The sequence below is a fragment of the Amycolatopsis sp. NPDC006131 genome (genome assembly GCF_040614175.1).
Classification (GTDB): Bacteria; Actinomycetota; Actinomycetes; order Mycobacteriales; family Pseudonocardiaceae; genus Amycolatopsis_E; species Amycolatopsis_E tucumanensis.
The window spans coordinates 20,511-39,780 of record NZ_JBEXTX010000045.1 but is presented as its reverse complement, the minus strand read 5'-3'; the positions used below and the strand labels follow the sequence as shown (position 1 = coordinate 39,780).

At 74.3% G+C, this 19,270-nt stretch carries 20 protein-coding genes and 1 pseudogene; 10 read left to right on the top strand and 11 right to left on the bottom strand.

Annotation, left to right across the window (positions count from 1 at the left end):
* Positions 1–2 precede the first annotated feature (2 nt).
* The 4 genes and pseudogenes from ABZ215_RS22895 to ABZ215_RS22880 form a co-directional block, all read right to left on the bottom strand.
* Positions 3–658: pseudogene (locus ABZ215_RS22895) on the bottom strand (lysophospholipid acyltransferase family protein).
* Between the two features lie 163 nt (positions 659–821).
* On the bottom strand, positions 822–986 hold the full coding sequence (locus ABZ215_RS22890) for a hypothetical protein (RefSeq protein WP_237334618.1): 165 nt from the start codon (positions 984–986) through the stop codon (positions 822–824).
* 85 nt (positions 987–1,071) lie between these two features.
* A complete protein-coding gene (locus tag ABZ215_RS22885; RefSeq protein ID WP_020420116.1) occupies positions 1,072–1,542 on the bottom strand; it encodes a hypothetical protein in 471 nt (156 codons plus the stop codon).
* A 22-nt stretch (positions 1,543–1,564) separates the two neighbouring features.
* A complete protein-coding gene (locus ABZ215_RS22880) occupies positions 1,565–1,990 on the bottom strand; it encodes a hypothetical protein (RefSeq protein WP_354710206.1) in 426 nt (141 codons plus the stop codon).
* A gap of 151 nt (positions 1,991–2,141) precedes the next feature.
* Between ABZ215_RS22880 and ABZ215_RS22875 the strand changes: the two genes are divergently transcribed.
* Positions 2,142–2,648: a DUF1269 domain-containing protein gene (locus ABZ215_RS22875; RefSeq protein ID WP_354951406.1), complete on the top strand. Its 507-nt coding sequence runs from the start codon at positions 2,142–2,144 to the stop codon at positions 2,646–2,648.
* Positions 2,649–2,651: 3 nt separating this feature from the next.
* Here the strand turns inward: ABZ215_RS22875 and ABZ215_RS22870 are convergent, their stop codons facing one another.
* Positions 2,652–3,986 carry a diacylglycerol kinase family protein gene (locus ABZ215_RS22870; RefSeq protein WP_020420113.1) on the bottom strand — a complete coding sequence of 445 codons (1,335 nt, stop codon included), beginning with the start codon at positions 3,984–3,986 and terminating at the stop codon, positions 2,652–2,654.
* Between the two features lie 111 nt (positions 3,987–4,097).
* Between ABZ215_RS22870 and ABZ215_RS22865 the strand changes: the two genes are divergently transcribed.
* The 4 genes from ABZ215_RS22865 to ABZ215_RS22850 are packed head-to-tail and all read left to right on the top strand — an operon-like array spanning position 4,098 to position 7,082.
* The gene (locus tag ABZ215_RS22865) at positions 4,098–5,528 is read left to right on the top strand and encodes a DUF2252 domain-containing protein (protein ID WP_354951404.1); all 1,431 of its coding nucleotides are present in this window, start codon (positions 4,098–4,100) and stop codon (positions 5,526–5,528) included.
* Between the two features lie 34 nt (positions 5,529–5,562).
* On the top strand, positions 5,563–6,048 hold the full coding sequence (locus tag ABZ215_RS22860) for a hypothetical protein (RefSeq protein ID WP_020420111.1): 486 nt from the start codon (positions 5,563–5,565) through the stop codon (positions 6,046–6,048).
* The gene (locus ABZ215_RS22855; protein WP_084506146.1) at positions 6,032–6,577 is read left to right on the top strand and encodes an RDD family protein; all 546 of its coding nucleotides are present in this window, start codon (positions 6,032–6,034) and stop codon (positions 6,575–6,577) included. The genes ABZ215_RS22860 and ABZ215_RS22855 overlap by 17 nt, the downstream gene beginning before the upstream one ends.
* Positions 6,578–6,614: 37 nt before the next feature.
* Complete coding sequence (locus ABZ215_RS22850; protein WP_235716206.1) at positions 6,615–7,082, top strand: hypothetical protein; 468 nt, start codon at positions 6,615–6,617, stop codon at positions 7,080–7,082.
* On the opposite strand, the gene ABZ215_RS22845 is transcribed toward ABZ215_RS22850, so the two are convergent.
* Both ABZ215_RS22845 and ABZ215_RS22840 read right to left on the bottom strand, forming a co-directional pair.
* Positions 7,048–8,382 (bottom strand): hypothetical protein, encoded by a 1,335-nt coding sequence (locus tag ABZ215_RS22845; RefSeq protein WP_354951402.1) that lies wholly within the window; start codon positions 8,380–8,382, stop codon positions 7,048–7,050. The two genes, ABZ215_RS22850 and ABZ215_RS22845, sit on opposite strands and share 35 nt — an antisense overlap.
* Positions 8,375–8,608 carry a hypothetical protein gene (locus ABZ215_RS22840; RefSeq protein ID WP_039791719.1) on the bottom strand — a complete coding sequence of 78 codons (234 nt, stop codon included), beginning with the start codon at positions 8,606–8,608 and terminating at the stop codon, positions 8,375–8,377. Before ABZ215_RS22840 ends, ABZ215_RS22845 begins: the two co-directional genes overlap by 8 nt.
* Before the next feature lie 215 nt (positions 8,609–8,823).
* Between ABZ215_RS22840 and ABZ215_RS22835 the strand changes: the two genes are divergently transcribed.
* Together ABZ215_RS22835 and ABZ215_RS22830 are read left to right on the top strand one after the other, a co-directional pair.
* The gene (locus tag ABZ215_RS22835) at positions 8,824–11,439 is read left to right on the top strand and encodes a LuxR C-terminal-related transcriptional regulator (RefSeq protein WP_354951400.1); all 2,616 of its coding nucleotides are present in this window, start codon (positions 8,824–8,826) and stop codon (positions 11,437–11,439) included.
* Between the two features lie 67 nt (positions 11,440–11,506).
* Positions 11,507–14,110 carry a LuxR C-terminal-related transcriptional regulator gene (locus ABZ215_RS22830; protein WP_354951398.1) on the top strand — a complete coding sequence of 868 codons (2,604 nt, stop codon included), beginning with the start codon at positions 11,507–11,509 and terminating at the stop codon, positions 14,108–14,110.
* Here ABZ215_RS22830 and ABZ215_RS22825 read toward each other — a convergent pair.
* Positions 14,096–14,707 (bottom strand): DUF308 domain-containing protein, encoded by a 612-nt coding sequence (locus tag ABZ215_RS22825; RefSeq protein WP_237334625.1) that lies wholly within the window; start codon positions 14,705–14,707, stop codon positions 14,096–14,098. The genes ABZ215_RS22830 and ABZ215_RS22825 overlap by 15 nt on opposite strands.
* A 250-nt stretch (positions 14,708–14,957) precedes the next feature.
* Here ABZ215_RS22825 and ABZ215_RS22820 point away from each other — a divergent pair, with 250 nt between their 5' ends.
* From ABZ215_RS22820 to ABZ215_RS22810, 3 genes are read left to right on the top strand one after another with little or no spacing between them, the layout of a single operon-like run.
* Positions 14,958–15,368: an SHOCT domain-containing protein gene (locus tag ABZ215_RS22820; protein WP_020420103.1), complete on the top strand. Its 411-nt coding sequence runs from the start codon at positions 14,958–14,960 to the stop codon at positions 15,366–15,368.
* 32 nt (positions 15,369–15,400) lie between these two features.
* The gene (locus ABZ215_RS22815) at positions 15,401–15,985 is read left to right on the top strand and encodes a potassium channel family protein (protein WP_020420102.1); all 585 of its coding nucleotides are present in this window, start codon (positions 15,401–15,403) and stop codon (positions 15,983–15,985) included.
* The gene (locus ABZ215_RS22810; protein WP_354951396.1) at positions 15,945–17,759 is read left to right on the top strand and encodes a glycoside hydrolase family 15 protein; all 1,815 of its coding nucleotides are present in this window, start codon (positions 15,945–15,947) and stop codon (positions 17,757–17,759) included. Before ABZ215_RS22815 ends, ABZ215_RS22810 begins: the two co-directional genes overlap by 41 nt.
* On the opposite strand, the gene ABZ215_RS22805 is transcribed toward ABZ215_RS22810, so the two are convergent.
* Genes ABZ215_RS22805 through ABZ215_RS22795 form a run of 3 tightly spaced genes read right to left on the bottom strand, consistent with a single transcriptional unit; the run spans position 17,734 to position 19,260 of the window.
* Positions 17,734–17,997 (bottom strand): lipopolysaccharide assembly protein LapA domain-containing protein, encoded by a 264-nt coding sequence (locus tag ABZ215_RS22805; RefSeq protein WP_020420100.1) that lies wholly within the window; start codon positions 17,995–17,997, stop codon positions 17,734–17,736. The two genes, ABZ215_RS22810 and ABZ215_RS22805, sit on opposite strands and share 26 nt — an antisense overlap.
* Entirely contained in the window at positions 17,981–18,820 is an 840-nt protein-coding gene (locus tag ABZ215_RS22800) for a YhjD/YihY/BrkB family envelope integrity protein (protein ID WP_354951394.1), read from the bottom strand. Before ABZ215_RS22800 ends, ABZ215_RS22805 begins: the two co-directional genes overlap by 17 nt.
* Entirely contained in the window at positions 18,817–19,260 is a 444-nt protein-coding gene (locus tag ABZ215_RS22795; protein WP_020420098.1) for a hypothetical protein, read from the bottom strand. Before ABZ215_RS22795 ends, ABZ215_RS22800 begins: the two co-directional genes overlap by 4 nt.
* Positions 19,261–19,270: the final 10 nt, after the last annotated feature.

Here is a 19,270-nt window from a genome sequence, read left to right as displayed (position 1 = left end):
ATTCAGGGCGCGGGCGCGGTGCCGCCGAGGTGGGCGGGCAGCCACCACAGGTCGTCGGGGCCCGCGGGCTTGTCCGGGTACTCCGCCTGCGCCTTGTCGAGCAGCAGGCTCATCCGGTCGCGCAGCTCGCGGGTGACCGCGTCGGCGTCGTGGTCCGGGCCGGGGCGCAGCGGCTCGCCCATCAGGATCGAGACGGGCACGTGCCGCTGCGTCAGGTTGCGCGGCCTGCCCTTCGTCCACAGGCGCTGCGAGCCCCACACCGCCATCGGGATCAGCGGCACCCCGGCTTGCGCCGCCATGCGTGCCGCGCCCGACTTGACCTCCTCGACGGTGAACGACGGGCTGATCGTGGCCTCCGGGAAGACGCCGACGACCTCTCCGTCGCGCAGCCGGGCGACCGCCTCGTCGTAGGCGCCGCGGCCTGCCTTGCGGTCGACCGGGATGTGGCGCATTCCGCGCATCAGCGGCCCGGAGATCCGGAGGTCAAGACCTCTTTCTTGGCCATGAAGCGCACCAGCCGCTTCGCGGGCTGCGCGCCCAGCCCGCAGAAGACGAAGTCCAGGTAGGAGACGTGGTTGCAGGCGATGACCGCGCCGCCGCGGGCCGGCACGTGCTCGCTGCCCTCGACCCGCAGCTTCAGGTCGAGGACCCGGAACATGGTCTTGGCGAACAGGACGACGGGCGGGTACACGAGCTCTGCCATCCCGTCAGGTTACGGGACCGTAGGTTACTTTCGCGTAGGGTGCGGATGTGACGTTCGTCCGGTTCTCCGGTCGGAAGGTGACGCGGCCGGCCAGGGCGTCGAACAGGTCCGGCAGCGGTCATCGCGGCGATCGTGTCCGGCCGACGCCGTGCTCGCCGGCGTTCCCCGCAGTTCCACGGCTCCGGTCAGGAAGAAGTTGCGCCACGTCGCTCTCCGCGGGCGCCTCGGTGCCGGGGGTGACCTGGACGACCACGCGCACGAGGAGCGGGTCGATGACGATCACCCCGGCTCCGCCGTCGTCCGCGATTACCCGGGGATCCGTCAGCGCTCCCAGGAAAATCCGTGTGGCGCAGGGCCCTCCGCGGCCGTCACCGCTGGAGCCGGCGTGCCTCGCCGCCGTGGACGACCACCGCCCAGATGACCACCACGTCGAGCGCGATGACGAGCGTGGCCCACACCGGGTACGCCGACAGGAACGCCAGCTGGGCGACCGCGTTCACCGTGGCCAGGACGACCGCCGTGACACGGGCCCACGCGGCGCCGGTGAACAGCCCGATGCCGGCGGCGACGGCGAGCGCCCCGACGATCAGGTGCACCCAGCCCCAGCCGGTCAGGTCGAACACCAGCGTGCCCGCGGCCCCGACGAGGTAGTACTCGTCGTTGAACAGGGCGACCAGCCCCTCGATGACGTTGAAGATCCCGAGCAGCACCATCATCGCGCCGCCGAACCACACCCAGCCCATCCAGGCCGAGCGTGACTCGTACGGGGCGGGCGCCGGTTCCGGGGGACGGGTGCCGCCCAGCGGCTCGACGTGGGGCTGCGCATGCTGCTGAGTCATGGGTTCCTCCTGCTGGAGCGGATCAGTCGGTGAGCCGCATCTCCCGCCCGTGCGCGATGAGCGCGTAGATCACGAAGACGTCGAGCGTGATGACGATGAGCGACCAGACCGGGTACGCGGGCACGAAGGCGAGGTGGATGATCGCGCTCGCGCCGGCCAGGATCGCGCCGAGGTACTGCGCGACGCGGTTGCCGGCCAGGACGCCGCAGCCGATGACGACGGCGGTGACCCCGAGCCCGAAGTGCACCCAGCCCCACACGTCGTAGGAGACCTCGACGACGAGACCCGACGAGGGCACCGCGAAGTAGTCCTCGTCGAACACCGCGACGAGGCCCTCCACCGCGTGGAAGAGGCCGAGCAGGACCAGCATGATCCCGCCGAAGGAGACCCACCCGGTCCAGCCCGTGGCCGTCCGGGCTGGGGTGGAAGAGGTGTAGCTGTCGGTCATGTCGCGCCTCCCGCGGAAGCCGGGGTCCGGACGTTCCACGGTGCACCGCCGCCCGCGCGGACGCCTCATTCCCCGCGGGTGATGGCACCGGGCCGCGCGCCGCGCACAGTCCCCCGCGTCGAAACCCGAACCGGGTGAACAGGAGGACGGTATGGGCACGTTGAGCGTGTGGAAGTTCGAGTCGCCGCACGGGGCCGAGAACGCACTCGGGCTGCTGACCAGGCTGCAGAAGGAACAGCTGATCAGGATCCAGGACGCGGCGTACGTCAGCTGGCCCGAAGGGCGGAAGAGGCCGAAGACCAAGGAACTGGGCAAGCTGACCGGTGCGGGCGCGCTCGGCGGCAGTTTCTGGGGCTTCCTGTTCGGGCTGATCTTCTTCATCCCGTTGCTGGGAATGGCGGTGGGCGCCGCGATGGGCGCGCTGGCCGGGTCGATGCGGCACGGCGGCATCGACGAGGACTTCATCCGCGAGGTGCAGCGCCAGGTGACGCCCGGGACGTCGGCGCTGTTCGTCGTCACCAGCGAGGTCGTGGCCGACCGGGTGCTCGAACCGTTCAAGGAGACCGGCGCGACCGTGATCACCACCAACCTCTCCGCCGAGCAGGAGACCCGGTTGCGCGAGGCCTTCGCCGAGTCGGAGGAGGCGCAGCGGGTGTGACCGTCAGGTGGTCCGGCCGGAGAGCACCCGGAACAGTGCCGCGACCACGGCCCGCGTCCCCGGTGGCAGCAGCGCCGCCGGGGACGCTCCGGGCGCGTCGCGCGGCACCCGCACCCGCAGCGCGCCCGGCAGGATCCGGAACCGCAGCGGCGGCGCCAGCCGCGCCGCCTCACCGTCGACGCCCGCCTCGACCGCGGGCAGTCCCGACTCCACCACGAACTCCGGCGCCGACCACGACCGGTACCCGGGGAACCGGGAGATCCGGCCCGCCATCTCCGCCGAGACCAGCCGCGGCACCTCGGCCGCGCGGTTCACCGTCACGGTGACCACGCCGAGCGATCCGCGGTCCAGGCGTTCCCGCGTGCCGAACCCGCTCAGGTGCTCCAGCCGGTAGGGGCCGTTGGACACCAGCACCACGTCGGCCGATTCGCTGCGGGAACCGTCCGGCAGGCCGAACCGGAGGTCCGGCCGCGGCGCGTCCGGGCCGAGCAGGCCGGGCAGCTGCCGGGCGACCGTCGCCGCCTTGGCGTCGCGGTAGTCGGGCGACTGGACGACCGAGGCGTAGACGCCGAGCGAGACGTTGTTGACGAACACCCGCCCGTTGAGCTCGGCCAGGTCGATGCGGCGTTCCAGCGCGTCGCCGAACGCGGCCAGCGCCGCGGGCACGTCCTCCCGGTCCAGTCCCAGGTCGAGCGCGAGGTGGTTGCGGGTGCCCGCCGGGACGCAGACGAACGCCAGTCCGTGCCGCCGGGCCACGTCGGCGACCAGCGCCTGCGACCCGTCGCCGCCTGCCATGCCGAGCACGTCCGCGCCGCCGTCGGCCGCCTGTTCGGCCAGTGCCCGCAGGTCGTCGCCGGGGCGCAGCTCGACCGGCTCCACCCCGAGCGCGCGGGCCCGCTCCGCCAGCCCGAACCGGGCCGCCTTCCCGCCGCCCGACCGCGGGTTCAGGATCAGCACCCCGTGCCGGGCCGGGCCGACGCGCTTGCCGTCGGCGGACGGCGGGTGCCCGAGCGCGGCCCGCGTCGCCGCCCCGGACAGCGCGACCAGCACGACCACCACGAGGAACCACAGGTAGGCGCGCAGATCCGGGAGGGCCACCGTGGCGGCCAGCGCGAGCACCGCCACCGCGGCGGACAGGACGCGCCGCGGTCCCCGCCGCACCAGCGCCGCCCACGCGGCCGCCACGGCAACCCCCACGAGTACCGCCGCGACCACGAGCTCGAGCGGGTCCCGCAACAGCACCAGGACCGTGACGGCGAGCGCCGCGGCGCCCGCGAGCAGAGCGGCGAGCGCGAACCCGCGCCGCGCCGCGGGGACGCGAACCGCACGACCGGTCATCGCCACACACCGCCTCCCGCTGCCGGGCCACCACTGTGACCGCGGGGCCCGGGACCGGCCTCACCCGGGCCGGAGGAGGCGTTCCGCGGCGCCGGCGCGGACCGTGCCGGGATGACACGCACCACGACACGCACGATGCCCCTGGCGGCCGTGGACGGCGCCGGCCTGACCCGCGCCGAGCGGGCCGGACGCGGAAAGGCCGCGCGGACGCGGGTTCCGCGGTCCCGGCACGCCGCCTGGACCCGTGACGGGCCCGGGCCGCTGGAACTTCTCGCCGGCCAGGACGCCTCCCGCGTGCCCGAGCTGGTGCCCATCCGCTACGGGCGGATGGCGGTCACGCCGTTCACCTACTTCCGCGGCGCCGCGCTGCCGATGGCCGCCGACCTGGCCGGCACGCCGGTCACCGGGTTCACCGTGCAGGCCTGCGGTGACGCCCACCTGATGAACTTCGGTCTCTACGCTTCGCCGGAACGGCGTCTGGTCTTCGACATCAACGACTTCGACGAGACGCTGCCGGGGCCGTGGGAGTGGGACGTCAAGCGGCTGGCGGCGAGCGTCGAGGTCGCCGGGCGGGACAACGGCCACACCGGCGGGCAGCGGACGACCGCCGTGCTCGCGGTGGTCGGCGAGTACCGGCGCGCGCTGCGCGAGTTCGCCGCGAGCACCGCGCTGGAGGTCTGGTACGCCCACGCCGACGTGGAGACCGTGCGCGAGGTGTACGCCGGCGAGCTCTCGGCCGGGCGGCGGCGGCGCCTGGACCGGACCGTGGCCAAGGCCCGCAGCTCCGGCCACAGCGGCTCGTTGCGGCGGTTCGCCGCGGTCGACGGCGGGCGGCTGCGGATCGTCCCGGACGAGCCGCGCGTCATCCCGCTGGACCGCGTCGCGGGCGACGGGGTGGACCCGGCCGAGACGGCGGAGCGGCTGGACGCGATCCTGCAGGCGTACCGGCGCTCGCTGGAGCCGGAACGGCGCGCGCTGCTGGACCGCTACGCGGTCGCCGACATGGCGCTCAAGGTCGTGGGCGTCGGCAGCGTCGGCACCCGCTGCTGGATGATCCTGCTGCTCGGCAACGACGAGCACGACCCGCTGTTCCTGCAGGCCAAGGAGGCAGGAGAATCGGTGCTGGAGCGGTTCACCGGGCCGAGCCGGTTCGCCAACGCCGGGCAGCGCGTCGTGGTCGGCCAGCGCCTGATGCAGACGGTGAGCGACATCTTCCTCGGCTGGGTGCGAGTGCGCGGGTTCGACGACCGCAGCCGCGACTTCTACCTGCGCCAGCTGCGGGACTGGAAGGGGTCGGCGGCCGTGTCGGGCATGCGGCCCGAGGGGCTCGCCGCCTACGCGCGGTTGTGCGGCTGGACCCTGGCCAGGGCGCACGCGCGGTCCGGCGATTGCGTGGCGATCGCCGCCTACCTGGGATCGTCTCCGGTGTTCGACCACGCGGTCCGGGACTTCGCCACCACGGCCGCCGACCAGAACGAGCGCGACCACGGTGCGCTGCGCGCGGCGATCGACGAGGGGCGCATCACCACCCGGGACGGGTGAGGCCGGCGCGGGCGGTCCGCGGCACGATCCCGGCATGGTGGCAGCGGAGGGCCCACGGCCGGGTCCGGCCGCCGCGGATCTGGTGCTCGGCGGCGGCGCACTGGCCGTCACCGCGCTGCGAAGCCTGGCGCGCACGGCCCTCGCGCCCGTGCGGCCGGTGCTCGCGCCGGTCGTGCGGACCGGGAACTGGCCGGCCCCGCTGCGCGAGCTGGCCGAAGACGGGCAGCGGCGGCGGCAGGAGGCGGTGGCGCACGGTGTGCGCCTGTTCCGCCGGGTCGCGCCCGCCGTGGTGGTGACCGTGCTCGACGAACTGGACCTGGCCGGGATCGTGCGCGGCGTGATCGAGGAGATCGACCTGCCGGAGATCATCCGGACCTCGACCGGGTCGGTCGCGAACGAGTCGGTGCGTGACGCGCGGATCCAGGCGATGGCCGCGGACGACGCGGTGGCCCGATGGGCGGGGCGGATCTTCGCCGCACGGCGGCGGCCGCTCCCGGCCGGGCATGACGCCGCGACCTGACGGTGGGCCGGGTGCGGCCTGGTTCGCCGCGCTGCCCGCACCCGCGCGCGCCCACCAGGGCAGGCCCGCCGGACTGGTCAGCCGCACCCTCGCCGCGGTCGTGGACTGCGTGGTGCTGGGCGTGGTGCTCGCCGGCCTCTACCTCGGGTGGGCGGTGGTCGAGTACTCGCTCGACCCGGTGCGGTTCACCTTCCCCGCGCCGGCCAGGCTCGTGACGTTCGCCGTGGCCGCCGGGATCGCGGTGCTCTACCTCGCCGTGTGCTGGACCGCGACCGGCCGCAGCGTCGGCGACCAGCTGCTCGCGCTGCGCGTGGTGGACCACCGCGGCCGTCCGCCCCGCCCGGTGCGGGCGCTGGCGCGGGCGCTCGGGTGCGTGTTCGTCCCGGTCGGCCTGCTGTGGGTGGTGGCCGGTGGCCGCCGCCGGTCGCTGCAGGACCTGCTGCTGCGCACGTCGGTCGTCTACGACTGGAACCCCCGGCTCCGGCCGGTCTCACCCGGAACGAGTGACGCCGGGGACAGCGCGGCGTAGTCATCGTGGCGGGGTTTCCGGACGAGGGGAGGCGATCGTGGTGGATGCTCGCGTGCGGTCCGCGGGCGTGGCGCTGGGCGCCGCGGCCGTCCTGTGCGCGGTCGCCTGCGGTGGGGAGGGCGGCTCGGCGACGTCCACCACCACCGCCACCACCGGCGGCAGCCCCGCGACGAGCGCCACGAGCCGTCCCGAGTGCGCAGCCCTCGTGTCCACCGGGCAGGCGCTCGTCGAGACGGTCACCCAGTTCGTCAACGGGCAGGCCACCGGCGAGCAGGTGCGCGTGGCGGCCGAGCAGCTGGCCGCGTCGGTCGAGATCGTGCGCGCCGTCGTCGGCGCGGACACCGCCGCCCGGCTGGACGAGGCGAAGGCCGCGCTGGAGCGCCTGCGGTCCGCGCTGACGGCGCAGCCGCCGGACCTGCCGCAGGTGCGGGCCGCGGCGAACGACGCGCTCGCGGCCCTGCGCGAGGCCGTCACCCTGTGCCAGGCGAGCCCGCCGTCCGGTTGATCACCTCGTCGCCGCGGGGCTGGTCCAGGAACTGCAGCACGCCGAGGGCGAACACCAGCACCAGTGCGATCACCAGCACCGTGAGCCCGCTGGGGCTGCTCAGCGAGACGAAGACCAGCACGGCGACGCCGAGCAGGCCGAACCGGAGCGCGGTGAGGTGCGCGTGCACCCACGGGCCGACCGGGCCGGTGCGCAATCCGGCCTTGGCCCCGCCGCGGCGCAGCCAGCCGATCGCCTTCCCCGCGCCCCGGCGGACGCCCACCGCTGTGGCCGACGGCCCGGCCAGGAACGCGCCCAGCGCGACCACCAGGCCGATGGCGAACACCAGCCGCAGGCCGTCGCGCAGGAACCGGACGATCAGGTCGTAGGAGACCCCGGCGGCCACGGTCGCGCGCGGCGGCACCGCGCCGACCAGCACGCCCCGGGTGATCAGCAGCGCCGCGGCGATCACCAGCATCCCCAGCGACACACCGAGGCCGGCGCCGATCAGCGCGCGCCGGTGGCGCCGGGCGGCGTAGACGCCCAGGGCGATCAGCGCGAGCGCGACCCACGGCAGCCAGGTGGCCGCCTTGTCCAGCAGCGAGTAGCCGTTCTTCGCCCGTTCCAGGGTGGTGGCGTCGGTGATCGCGATCGTCGGGTGGACGTCGGGGATCCGGCTCGCCACGCCGAACCCGGACTGCACCAGCTGGTTCTTCGCCTCGGCGATGAAAGGCGCGAGGTCCAGCCGCACCTCGCCGTCGGACACCACTACCGCCTCGCTCCGGCCGGACAGCACCGCGTTCATCTGCTCGCTGGCCGTGCGCAGCGAGCGGTCCCACAGTTCGGCGACGCGGGGGCCGGACACGATCGCCGCGACCCGGTCGCGCACGAACCCGCGCAGGCTCGACTCCAGCGGCCCGGCGAGCCCCTGCAACCGGTCGGTGACCGCGGGCGGGACGCCCTGGGCGCTGAGCACACCCAGCGCGTCGGAGGTCAGCTCGGGCACGTCGACGTACTCGAACACGGTGGCGGTGACCCGGTCGGTGATGGCGGTCTGCACCGACGGTTCGCGGATGACGGGGCTGGTCGTTTCGACGAAGCGGTCGGTGTCGGCCACCTGGTTGTGCACCCAGACGGTCAGCAGGGCGACCGGCATCAGCAGGCACCCCAGCGTCAGGATCACGCCCGCGGCCAGCGAACGCCACCGGATCCGCCGTCTCGGCGTGCGCTCGCGCAGCGTGGCGACTTCCGCGCGCAACCGGTCCAGTTCCGCGCGCTCGCCGTCGGTCAGCGGCGTGGCACGGCTCGAGGTGTCAGTCATCACCGGTCTCCGTTCTGGGCAGCTCGGGGATCCGGTGCACCGACACGATCTGCAGGCCGAAGTCCTCCAGCAGCAACAGCAGCCCGTGCAGGTGCGCCTGGTCGGAGACCGCGCCGTAGATGATGGTCTCCGGCGGAGCGGGGACGACGCGCACCTCGCTGAACTCGCCCACCGCCTGCCGCAGCTGCGGTGAGCACCGCCCGTGGACACGGAACTCGTAGTTCATCTCCGGCACGACTCCGCCTCCTCGAGCAGGTGGGGGCGACGGCATCCGGCCGCTGCCCGGCAGCGCCACACTCCGTGCCGGGCGGGCCGCTTTCCTCGCCTGCCCTGGGTGAGATGCCACTGGCCGCTGGAAACGGCCGCGCCGGGTGTCCACACTGGGAGCCGGCGAGAGGGAGTGTGATGCGGGACCCGGGGAGCGGGGAGGATCGCGGGCGCGTGCCGAGGAGCAAGATCACGGCGCCCGATCTGCCCGCGCACTTCGTCTCCCGTCCCCGGTTGCTGACGCTGCTCGACCGAGCCGCCGCTCCGGTCACCGTCGTCCGCGCGCCCGCCGGGGCCGGCAAGACCCTGCTGCTCGCCGAATGGGCGCGCAGCCGCGGGGCCGGCCCGGCGGCGATGGTGTCGCTGGATCCGGACGACCGCGACGACCACCGGTTCTGGTCGGCGGTCCTCGACGCGTTCGCCGCGGGACCGGGGATCCCGCCCGGCAGCCCGTTGCGCACGCTGAGCGTGCCCCGCGACCCCGCCGCCGACCCGGGTTTCCTCGCCGAGGTCCTCGACGCGCTGGACGTCCTGCCCCGGCGGGCGCTGCTGATCCTGGACGACGTGGAGGCGCTCGCCGGCGCGGGGCAGCGGACCGCGCTGGACGCGCTGGTGCGGCACCAGCCGGCCGGCCTGCGGCTGGTGCTGTCCGGGCGGCGCGAACCCCCGCTCCCGCTGGCCCGCCTGCGGCTGTCGGACCAGCTGTTCGAGATCGGCCCCGATGACCTGCGGTTCACCCCGGCCGAGACGCGGGCGTTGTTCGCCGTGAGCGGCGGTGACGTCCCGGCGCGGGTTCTGGGCAGGCTGGACGAGGAGGCCGAGGGCTGGGCGGTCGCGCTGCGGCTGGCCGCCGCCGCGGCCGTGCGCGAGGGCGGTCTCGACGAGTTCTTCGCCGGGCACGACCGGGCGCTGGAGGAGTACCTGGACCAGGAGGTGCTGGCCGGGTTCGACGAGGCCGTGCGGGAGTTCCTGCGGCTGATCAGCGTGTGCGCGGACACCTCGCCCGCGCTGGCCGCCGCCCTGGCCGGCCGGTCCGACGCCGCGGCCGTGCTGCACGACCTCGCCGGGGCCGGTGTCGTCGTGCGGGAAACGGGCGCGGCGGACGGCTACCGGATCCTGCCGCTGCTGCGCACCTACCTGCTCGCCGATCTCGCGCGGCGCGACCCGGATCGGCTGGCGGGCCAGCACCGGCTCGCCGCGGCGTGGTTCGAGGGCCGGGGTGACGCCGCGCAAGCGCTGCTGCACTCCGCCCGCGCCCCCGACGCCGCTCGCACGGCCGCCCTGCTGCGGACGGACGCGGTGCCGCTCTTCCTCGCCGGCGAGCACACCGTGCTGCGGGAGGCGCTCGGGGTGCTCGGCGAAACGCCGGTGGCGCGGGAGCCGCGGCTGGCGTTGCTCGCGGCGGCGCTCAGCCTCGAGACCGGTGAGACCGGCACGGCCGAGCTGCACCTGCGCCACGCGGAGGACGCGTGGCCGGCGGAGCCGCAGCCGGAACTCGTGGTGCTCCGGCAGCTCGCCCGCTCCCGCCAGGCCCAGCTGGACGGCGACCTGGCCGAAATGGCGAGCGCCGCGCGCGAGGTGGACCCGGAGCTCGCCCGCGACACGGATCTGGAGGCGCTGGCCGGGCTGCAACGCGAAACGGAGGTGCTGCTGACCGGCGAGCGCCGCGGCGCGCGGGACCACGTCGACGCGGTGGCGAACCGGGCCGGGGCGACCGGCCAGCGCCACGTCGAGGCCCGCGCGCTGACGATGCTCGGTGAACTCGCCGTCCTGGACGGGGATTTCCCGGCGGTGGACCGGATCGGCGAACGTCTCGACTCGGTGGCGGCCAGCGCCCGGGGCACGATCGAAGGCGCGACCACCGGCGTGGTCCGCGCGTACCGCGCCCTGCTGCGGGCCGAGCCCGAGGAGTGCGTGCGGCTCGTCGTGCAGACCACCCGCGCCGTCGACGGCATGGCCGCGCGGATCGGGGGGAACCTGGAGGTGGCCGCGGAGATGCTCGGCGGCGCCGCGCAGTTCGACACCGGCGACTGGTTGGGCGGCCTGCGGCGGATGCGCCGGGTGCGCCTCGGCCTCGGCGACCGCGCGCTGCAACCGGAGTACGCCGCGGTCTCGGGTGTCCTCGAGCACCGGGCGGCGCTGCTGGCCGGCGCGGCCGACCACGCCCGCGAAGTCGTGGCGTGGTGCCTGAACGAGTTCGGGCGGACCGCCGAGCTCCTGCTGATGCGAGCGCGCGCGCAGATCGCGCTGGGCAGGCACGGGCCCGCCGCCAAGGCACTGCAACCCGTCGTCGACGGCAGCGTCACCGCCGTGCTGCCGTGGTCGGCCATCGAGGCGCGCCTGTTGCGCACCCGGATCGTCCTGCACCACGGCGACCTCGACACCGCGCGGCGGCTGGTGGCCGAGGCCCTGGCCGACGCGGAACGCCTCGACGTCTGGCGGCCCTACGTGTTCGCGCCGGAGGAGGTGATCTCCGTGCTGATCGGACTGCTCGGCAGGCTCGGCGGGCGGGAGGGCTTCGCCGCGAAACTCCTGGAACGCAGGCGGCACCTGGGCGGCAGCGCGATGCCCGAGCCGCTCACCGAACGCGAGCGCAGCGTGCTGCGGCTGCTGCCCACGCTGCGGTCCGTCGAGGAGATCGCCAACGACCTGACCGTGTCGCCGAACACGGTGAAGACCCACGTGCGCGGGATCTACGCGAAACTGGGCGTGCACCGGCGGCGGGACGCCGTCGCGGTGGCGATCGCGCGCGGACTGCTCGACGTGCACGGCGCGGAACCGGGGGAATGACGACCCTGTCCGGTGAGGACCCTTGGCCCTACCCCGGACACACCGTCCGCCCATAGTTTCTCCAGTCATGCATGAAAAGGCGGCGAATCCCGCCGGCGGGCGGCGGTGGGGTGTCCCGCACACGAAGGTCGTGCCACCGCGGTTGCCGGGAAATTTCGTGCGCCGGCCGGGGTTGTGCGAAAAGCTCGCCCACGCGGTGGCCACCAGCCCGGTCACGCTCGTCTGCGCGCCCGCTGGGTGCGGGAAGACGCTGCTGCTGGCCGAATGGATGTCCACACTGGCGCGGGACGCGGTGTGGGTTTCGCTCGACCACGACGACGACACCGCGCAGCACTTCCTGACTTCGCTGCGGTTCGCCATCACCGAGCACACGCTCGCCACGGTGGAACCCGCGCTGCGGCACCGGTCCGCGCCGCCCGGCGACGCCGCGGTGACGGTCGCCGAACTCCTGCAGGCGATCGAGGCGCTGCCCCACAGGCTCGTCGTGGTGCTGGACAACGTTCAGGAGATCCCCGGCCGGGACGTGCTGCGCGTGCTCGCCGCGGTGATCCGCCACCAGCCCCGCAACCTCCGCCTGGTGCTGGCCGCGCGGTCGGATCCCCTGCTGCCGCTGGCGAAGCTGCGCGTGCAGGGCCGTCTGACGGAATTCCGGGCGGACGCGTTGCGGTTCGGCCCCGCCGAGGCGCGTGAGCTGCTCGACGGGTGTGGTGTCCGGCTCAGCGAAGATCAGTTGCTGCGCCTGGTGAGCCAGACCGACGGCTGGGCCGCCGGGCTGCGCCTGGCCGCCCGCTCGCTGCGCACCACCCAGGACCCGGACCGGTTCGTGCCGTACTTCGCCGGCCACGACCACGCCATGGCCGACTTCCTCACCGGCGAGGTGCTCGCGCACCTGCCTGGCGACTCCCGTGAGATCCTGGCCATGCTGAGCGTGAGCGACCGGGTGACGCCGCGGCTGGCCGCGGCGCTGACCGGGCGCGACGACGTCGGCGGCCTGCTGGCCGGGCTCGAGCGGGAGGGCGTGCTGGTCACCGCGGTCGAGGGCGAGCCGCCGTGGTACCAGCTCCACCCCCTGCTGCGGGCCTACCTGCGGACCGAGCTCACCCGGCACCAGCCGGACCTGGTGACCGTGCTGCACCAGCGGGCCGCGCGGTGGTTCGCCGGCCAGGACCGCCCCCGGGAGGCGCTGTTGCACGCCGAGCAGACCGGCGACGAGCGCGCGGCCGCGGAACTGTTGCACGCCAAGGGAATGGACGTGCTGCTCGACGGCGGGCCCGGGCTCGTGCTGCGTGCGCTGGACGCCGCGGGGAGCCTCGTCGCGCGGGACGCCCGGCTCCTGCTCTTCGCCGCGCTGGCCCACCTCGAGCTCGGCGAGCTGTCCGCGGCCGAGTCGGACATCGCGCGCAGCTCCCGGGTGTGGCCCGAGCGGCCGGACGAGGGGCTCGCCGGGTTCCGGCGGCTCGTGGTGTCCGCGCACGGGCTGGCCTGCGGCCGTGCCCCGGCGCCCGGTGGCGCCGGGGTGTGCCGGTCGGCCGCGGCGGAGGCGTGGGCCCGCCTCGACCACGGTGTCGCGTTGCTCGCGGCGGGCGACCACGGCGGCGCCGCCGGGGAGCTGGCGGCCGCCGACCGGCTCAGCGACGAGCAGGACCTGCACTACCTGGAAGTGCACACGAAGGCCGCGCACGCCCTGCTGGCGGTGGCCGCGGGCGACGACGCCGGGGCCGCGGAGGCGAGCGAGCTCGCCCTCACCCTCGCCGGGCACGGCACTTGGAAGCGCTCGCCCTGGCTGGCGGTGTGCCGAGCGATACTCGGCTTCGCCCGCTTGCTGCGGACCGATCTGCGCGGCGCCCTGGAACTCGCCGCCGGCCTGGACGGCGTCGAGCCGAGCGCGCTGCGCTTCGCGGGCGGGGTCATCGAAGGCGCCGCCCGGTACGACGGCGGCGACCGCGCGGCCGGCCTGAAACTGTTGCAGGACAGCCGGAGCGCCCTCGCCGGCGCGCCGGTGCCGCGACCGCTCGCCGCGATCGCGATGGCGCTGGAGCACCAGTGCGCGCTCGTCCTGGCGCAGGCCCCGCACGCCCGCGACGCCGCCGAGTGGGGCGCGCGCCGCCTCGGCCCGGTGGCGGAAGTGCACCTCACCGTGGCGCGTGCCCGGTTCGCGCGCGGTGACGTGGACGGATCCGTGCGTGCCCTGCGGGCCGCGCGGGAGCCGGGCGTGCCCCGGCTGGTCGCCGGCACGGAAACCGAGCTGGCGCTGCTCGACGCCGCGACCGCCCTGCGGCTCGGCTGCCGCACCAAGGCCAGGGGATCGCTCGAAGAGGCGCTCGTCTCCGCCGTTCCGGCCGGGATCGTCCGTCCGTTCGCCTACGCCGACCCGGAGGTCAAAGTGCTGCTGCTGGACCAGATGGGCGGGTTCGGCGCGGCCGAGACCTTCGCCGCGCGGGTCCGGCGGGTGCTGACCGAGGACGGCGCGGCGACCGCGGCGGTGCTGACGAACCGGGAACTGGTCGTGCTGACGCGCCTGACCTCACCGCAGCCGCTCGACGAGGTGGCTTCGGAACTGCGGGTGTCGGTGAACACGGTGAAGACCCACGTGCGGGCCATCTACGCCAAGCTCGGCGTGAATAACCGGCGGGCGGCCGTGGTCGCGGCGCGTGAGCTAGGCCTCGGCTGAGCGGTGGCCGTGGCGCGGCAGCGTGCCGTGCTCCTCGCGGCGCACCTCCACGCCCCAGCCGAACAGCAGCGCGCCGCCCAGCACCAGCTGCAGCCCGAGGATCCAGACCAGCACGACCAGGCTCGCCGAGGTGTAGGCGAGCACGAGGATGCCGGTGACCAGCGCGAGCGCACCGCAGGCGACGCGCCAGGCGCTGCCGGTCTCGCGTTCCGCCAGCCCGTGCACGATCTGGATCAGGCCGGCGACCACCCAGAACATCCCGAGCAGCAGCGTCAGCGCCGCCAGCGTCGGGAACGGGTACCGCACGAAGACGATGCCCACCAGGATCGACAGCACACCGGCCAGCACGGGCAGCGTGCGCTCCCCGGCGGACCGGTCCCCGGCGGACAGCGCCGAGACGAGCCGGACCACGCCGTCGACGATCGCGGAGATCCCGAAGACCACGGCGATGACCTTCAGCGTGGCCTCCGGCCAGGCGAGGACCACCGCGCCGGCGGCGATGGTCCCGACGCCGATCGCCATGACGGCCCCGGACGAGCCTGCCGCGCCGGCGAGTGAGTGGACGGTCCCGCGTCGCGGGCTGGTGTTCGCGGTCATCGCGCCTCCTCGGTCGTGTCCTGGCGGCAGCGTCCTCCCGCGCGGGAGCGGGGAACTCACCCCGGCCGGGTGATGCCGCACCGGTCACCCGGAGTGACGCTGCCGGGGTGACCACGCGCGGGACGTGCGCATCGAGGCGCGGGCACCACGTGCGGGCGGCGCGCCCGGGGAAGCCGACGGGACGCCGGCCCCGGGGGATGCGCCGCCCGCGGCGCGTGATCCCCGGCGGGTGTCGAGCAACGGAGGCGTCATGACACTGGCACAATCGGAGTACCCGTTCCTGGACCTGATCTGGACCATGCTGGTGTTCTTCGGCTGGGTGATCTGGTTCTGGCTCCTCGTCGTCATCTTCGGCGACCTCTTCCGGCGCTCGGACGTCTCCGGGTGGGGCAAGGCGGGCTGGACCGTGCTCGTGCTGGTGCTGCCCTTCCTCGGGGTGCTGATCTACCTCGTCGCGCAGGGCAGGCACATGGGCGAGCGCAGGCGGGCCGAAGCGGTCGCCGCGCAGAACCAGTTCGACGACTACGTCCGCGACGTCGCCCACGGCGGCGGCGGGAACGGCGCGGCGAGCCAGATCGCCGAGGCCAAGAAACTGCTGGACAGCGGGGCCATCGACGACAGGGAGTACCAGGACCTCAAGGCGAAGGCACTGGCCCGATGAGACCGGCGTCCGGATGACCGGGGCGGTCCGGGATGGCGCCCGGTGTGGGGGAGCGGGTACGGGCGCACCGGGGGCGGTTGTTCGTCCTCGGTGTGCTCCGCCCCTCGCTGACCGTCGCGCTGCTGGTCACCGCGTACTACGTGCTCCCGCTGGGGGACCGGGTGCGCGGCGGCGGCGCGGTGTTCCTGGCGGCCGGACTGCTGGTGGTGACGGCGGTGGTCGTGTGGGAGGTCCGCGCGATCCTGCGGTCGCCGTACCCGCTCCTGCAGGGTGTGCAGGCGCTGGCACTGGTGGTCCCGTTGTTCCTGCTCCTGTTCGCCGGGGCCTACCACAGCATCGAGGAGGTGCGGCCGGGCAGTTTCACCGGCGCCCTCGGCAAGACCGACGCCCTCTACTTCGTGGTGACGGTGTTCGCCACGGTGGGCTTCGGCGACATCACCCCGGTCGCGGAGCCGGCGCGGATCCTGGTCACCGTGCAGATGCTCGGTGACCTGCTCCTGCTTGGCCTCGGCCTGCGGGTGATCCTCACCGCCGTGCGGCACGGCCGCGACCGGACTGAGAAAACCGGAGGAGACGATGACCGAGACCGCGATCTCCGAGCACGGGATGATCGGTGACCTGCACACGGTCGCACTGGTGACGACGGACGGGTCGATCGACTGGTTCTGCTCTCCGCGCTTCGACTCGCCGAGCGTGTTCGGCGCGCTGCTCGACGACGAGCGCGGCGGCCGCTTCCGGGTGCGGCCGGCGGGCGATTTCACCAGCCGCCAGGTGTACTACCCGGACAGCGCGGTGCTGATCACGCGGTTCTTCACCGCGGAAGGGGGCGGCGAAGTCGTCGACTTCATGCCGCCCGCCGGGGAGCACGCGACCGGCAACCACCGGATCGTGCGGCTGATCCGGTGCGTGCGCGGCCGGATGCGGTTCGAGGTCGAGCTGGCGCCGCGGTTCGACTACGGCCGCCGTCCACATCGGACGGAACTGGCCGGTGCGGGCGCGGTGCTCGACGGCGGTTCGACGGTGCTCACCGTCCACCCGGTGCGGGAACCCGGCGACGAGCGGCTCGCCGAAGTCCGGCACGCGGGCCAGGACCTGGAGATGTCGGTCGAGCTGTCCGCCGGGCAGGTCCGCGGCGTCGTGCTCGAAGCGGACGCGGACGGGCCGCCGCGGGAGATCCGGGTGGCGGAGGTCCGGCGGCTGTTCGAGGAGACGACCGCGTTCTGGCAGAACTGGCTCGCCGGTTCGTCCTACCGCGGCCGGTGGCGCGAGGCGGTGGAGCGGTCGGCGATCACGCTGAAGCTGCTCACCTACGCGCCGACCGGCGGGATCGTCGCCGCGCCCACCGCGGGGCTGCCCGAGCAGGTGGGCGGCGAGCGCAACTGGGACTACCGCTACACCTGGGTGCGTGACGCGTCGTTCTCGGTGTCGGCGTTGCTGGGACTGGGGTTCGACGGCGAGGCGGAGCGGTTCGGCCGCTGGCTCGGCGACCGCGTGCGCGAACGGGCGGGCGGGTCGTCCGGGCCGCTGAACATCATGTACCGGGTCGACGGTTCCAGCGATCTCAAGGAGGACGTGCTGGACCACTGGTCGGGGTACCGGGGTTCGCGTCCGGTCCGGATCGGCAACGGCGCCGCCGAACAGCTGCAGCTGGACATCTACGGCGAGGCGATGGACAGCCTGTTCGCCGGCGACCGGGCCGGGCTGCCGATCCCGCACCAGGGCTGGCGGGCCGTGCGCGACGTGCTCGACTGGGTGTGCGCCAACTGGGACCAGCCGGAGGAGGGCATCTGGGAGACCCGTGGCGGGCGGCGCCCGTTCACCTACGGCAGGCTGATGTGCTGGGTCGCGCTGGACCGCGGCATCCGGCTCGCCGCCGAGCACGGCAGGCCTGCCGACCAGCAGCGGTGGGCGGCGGAACGCGACCGCATCTACGAGGAGGTCCACGACCGCGGGTGGCACCCGGGGCGGCGCGCGTTCGTCCAGCATTACGACACCGATGTGCTCGACTCCTCGCTGCTGCGCATGCCGCGGCTGGGGTTCATCGCCGGGCGTGATCCGCAGTGGCTGTCCACACTGGACGCGATGGCGGACGAGCTGGTCACCGACAGCCTGGTCTACCGCTACGACCCGGCCGCCTCGCCGGACGGGCTGCGGGGCTCGGAGGGCACCTTCTCGCTGTGCACCTTCGCCTGGGTGGACGCGCTGGCGCGGGCCGGGCGGGTGCGGGAGGCCCGCGGCGCGTTCGAGAAGATGCTCACCTACGCCAACCACCTCGGCCTGTTCTCCGAGGAGATCGCGCTGACCGGCGAGCAGATCGGGAACTTCCCGCAGGCCTTCACGCACCTCGCGCTGATCGACGCGGCCCTCACCCTGGACGCTGCCCTCGCTTAGCGCGGTGAGCGCCGCGGCCAAGCAGGAGCCCGGCGAGCAGGCCGAGCACGAGGACACCCGCCAGCGCCGCCCACAGCGGCCCGGTGATCGTCGTGGTGAACACGCGGATGTCCACGGTCTGGCGGTTCTGCAGAACGAACGTCAGGCCGAGCGCCACCAGCACCGCCGCGGCGATCAGCTTGACGGGAACCTTCTTGGACGGCGGCGCCTTCGGGGCGCCGTCAGGACGCGCTGTCATCGGAACTCCTCGGCAGTCGGTCCTCCTGCTCGGACAGCAGGAGGTTGAGCACGTGGGCCAGCACGACGAAGCGGGCCATCAGCATGAGCCAGACGAGCACGGCGGCGGCCACCCCGAGCGTCCCGTACAGCTCGGAGGCGCGGGACAACTTGCCCGGCAGGAAGTGGACGGCGACCGCGCGCAGGCCTTCCAGCCCGAGGCCGAGCAGGACGGCCCCGGGCAGGAACGCGCGGTGCGGCCGGGATTGCCCGGCGCGCAGCAACGGCAGCCCCAGCAGGGTGAACACGGCAGCCATCACCAGCGACATCACCGCCGCGGGGATCTGCAGGGCGGATTCCAGGAGTGGCCCGCCGAGGCAGGCCACCACGACCCCGAGCAGGGCGGCGGTGTAGCGGCCAGCCCTGGCCAGTGCGGTGAAGTCGCGCGGGCAGGTCCCCGGGCGGACCCGGTTCGCGACGCCGTCCAGCGCCCGCCCGAGCGTGAACGACGCGACCGCGAGCGAGCCGATGCCCACCCCGAGCGCGAACAGCCTGCTCTGTTCGGCCTGCCGCCCCACGTTCTCCAGCAGGCTCGCGGTGAGCGGGCTGAGCCCGGTGGTCCGCACCAGCTCGCGCAGGGTCGTCCCGGACCACCAGAACCCGAGGAGCGCGACGAGGATCAGGACACACGGCAGCAGCCACACGAAGATCCGGAAGGCCAGCGCGGCGGCCAGCAGCGGGCCGGCGATCTCCAGGTCCCGCCGGAGCACCCGCCCGGTCAGCCGGACCGCGGGGAACCGGCCCGCCGCCGAGGCGAACCCCGCGCGCGCGGCGGTGGTCCTCACTCCCGGCCGTGCGCGACGACCGCCCAGATCACGAGCACGTCGATGGCGATGACGATGGTGGACTGCACCGGCGCGACGTTGAGGAACGCCAGGTGCGACAGCGCGTTGAACCCGACCAGCAGCACCGCCACCACGCGGGCCCACATCGCCCCGAACCCGAGCGCGACGCCGGTCGCGACCGCGAGCACGCCGACCACGAGGTGGATCCAGCCCCAGCCGGTGAGGTCGACGACCAGGGTGCCCTCGGGGCCGACGACGTAGTGGTCGTCCGCGGCCAGCGCGACGATGCCCATCACCGTGGTGAACAGCCCGGCCAGGACCACCATCACGGCGCCGAACAACAACCACCCGCTGCCGCGTTCCCCCGTCACCCTGCCGAGCCCGGTGGCCCGCTGGGAATTCATGTAAGCCTGGTCGCGCAGGTACGCCTGATCCGCCATGGCCGCCTCC

Coding starts and splice junctions, on each gene's coding strand:
- ABZ215_RS22885 (WP_020420116.1), bottom strand. CDS start 1,542: ATGACTCAGCAGCATGCGCAGCCCCACGTCGAGCCGCTGGGCGGCACC.
- ABZ215_RS22880 (WP_354710206.1), bottom strand. CDS start 1,990: ATGACCGACAGCTACACCTCTTCCACCCCAGCCCGGACGGCCACGGGC.
- ABZ215_RS22875 (WP_354951406.1), top strand. CDS start 2,142: ATGGGCACGTTGAGCGTGTGGAAGTTCGAGTCGCCGCACGGGGCCGAG.
- ABZ215_RS22870 (WP_020420113.1), bottom strand. CDS start 3,986: ATGACCGGTCGTGCGGTTCGCGTCCCCGCGGCGCGGCGCGGGTTCGCG.
- ABZ215_RS22865 (WP_354951404.1), top strand. CDS start 4,098: ATGACACGCACCACGACACGCACGATGCCCCTGGCGGCCGTGGACGGC.
- ABZ215_RS22860 (WP_020420111.1), top strand. CDS start 5,563: ATGGTGGCAGCGGAGGGCCCACGGCCGGGTCCGGCCGCCGCGGATCTG.
- ABZ215_RS22855 (WP_084506146.1), top strand. CDS start 6,032: ATGACGCCGCGACCTGACGGTGGGCCGGGTGCGGCCTGGTTCGCCGCG.
- ABZ215_RS22845 (WP_354951402.1), bottom strand. CDS start 8,382: ATGACTGACACCTCGAGCCGTGCCACGCCGCTGACCGACGGCGAGCGC.
- ABZ215_RS22840 (WP_039791719.1), bottom strand. CDS start 8,608: ATGAACTACGAGTTCCGTGTCCACGGGCGGTGCTCACCGCAGCTGCGG.
- ABZ215_RS22830 (WP_354951398.1), top strand. CDS start 11,507: ATGCATGAAAAGGCGGCGAATCCCGCCGGCGGGCGGCGGTGGGGTGTC.
- ABZ215_RS22825 (WP_237334625.1), bottom strand. CDS start 14,707: ATGACCGCGAACACCAGCCCGCGACGCGGGACCGTCCACTCACTCGCC.
- ABZ215_RS22820 (WP_020420103.1), top strand. CDS start 14,958: ATGACACTGGCACAATCGGAGTACCCGTTCCTGGACCTGATCTGGACC.
- ABZ215_RS22815 (WP_020420102.1), top strand. CDS start 15,401: ATGGCGCCCGGTGTGGGGGAGCGGGTACGGGCGCACCGGGGGCGGTTG.
- ABZ215_RS22810 (WP_354951396.1), top strand. CDS start 15,945: ATGACCGAGACCGCGATCTCCGAGCACGGGATGATCGGTGACCTGCAC.
- ABZ215_RS22805 (WP_020420100.1), bottom strand. CDS start 17,997: ATGACAGCGCGTCCTGACGGCGCCCCGAAGGCGCCGCCGTCCAAGAAG.
- ABZ215_RS22795 (WP_020420098.1), bottom strand. CDS start 19,260: ATGGCGGATCAGGCGTACCTGCGCGACCAGGCTTACATGAATTCCCAG.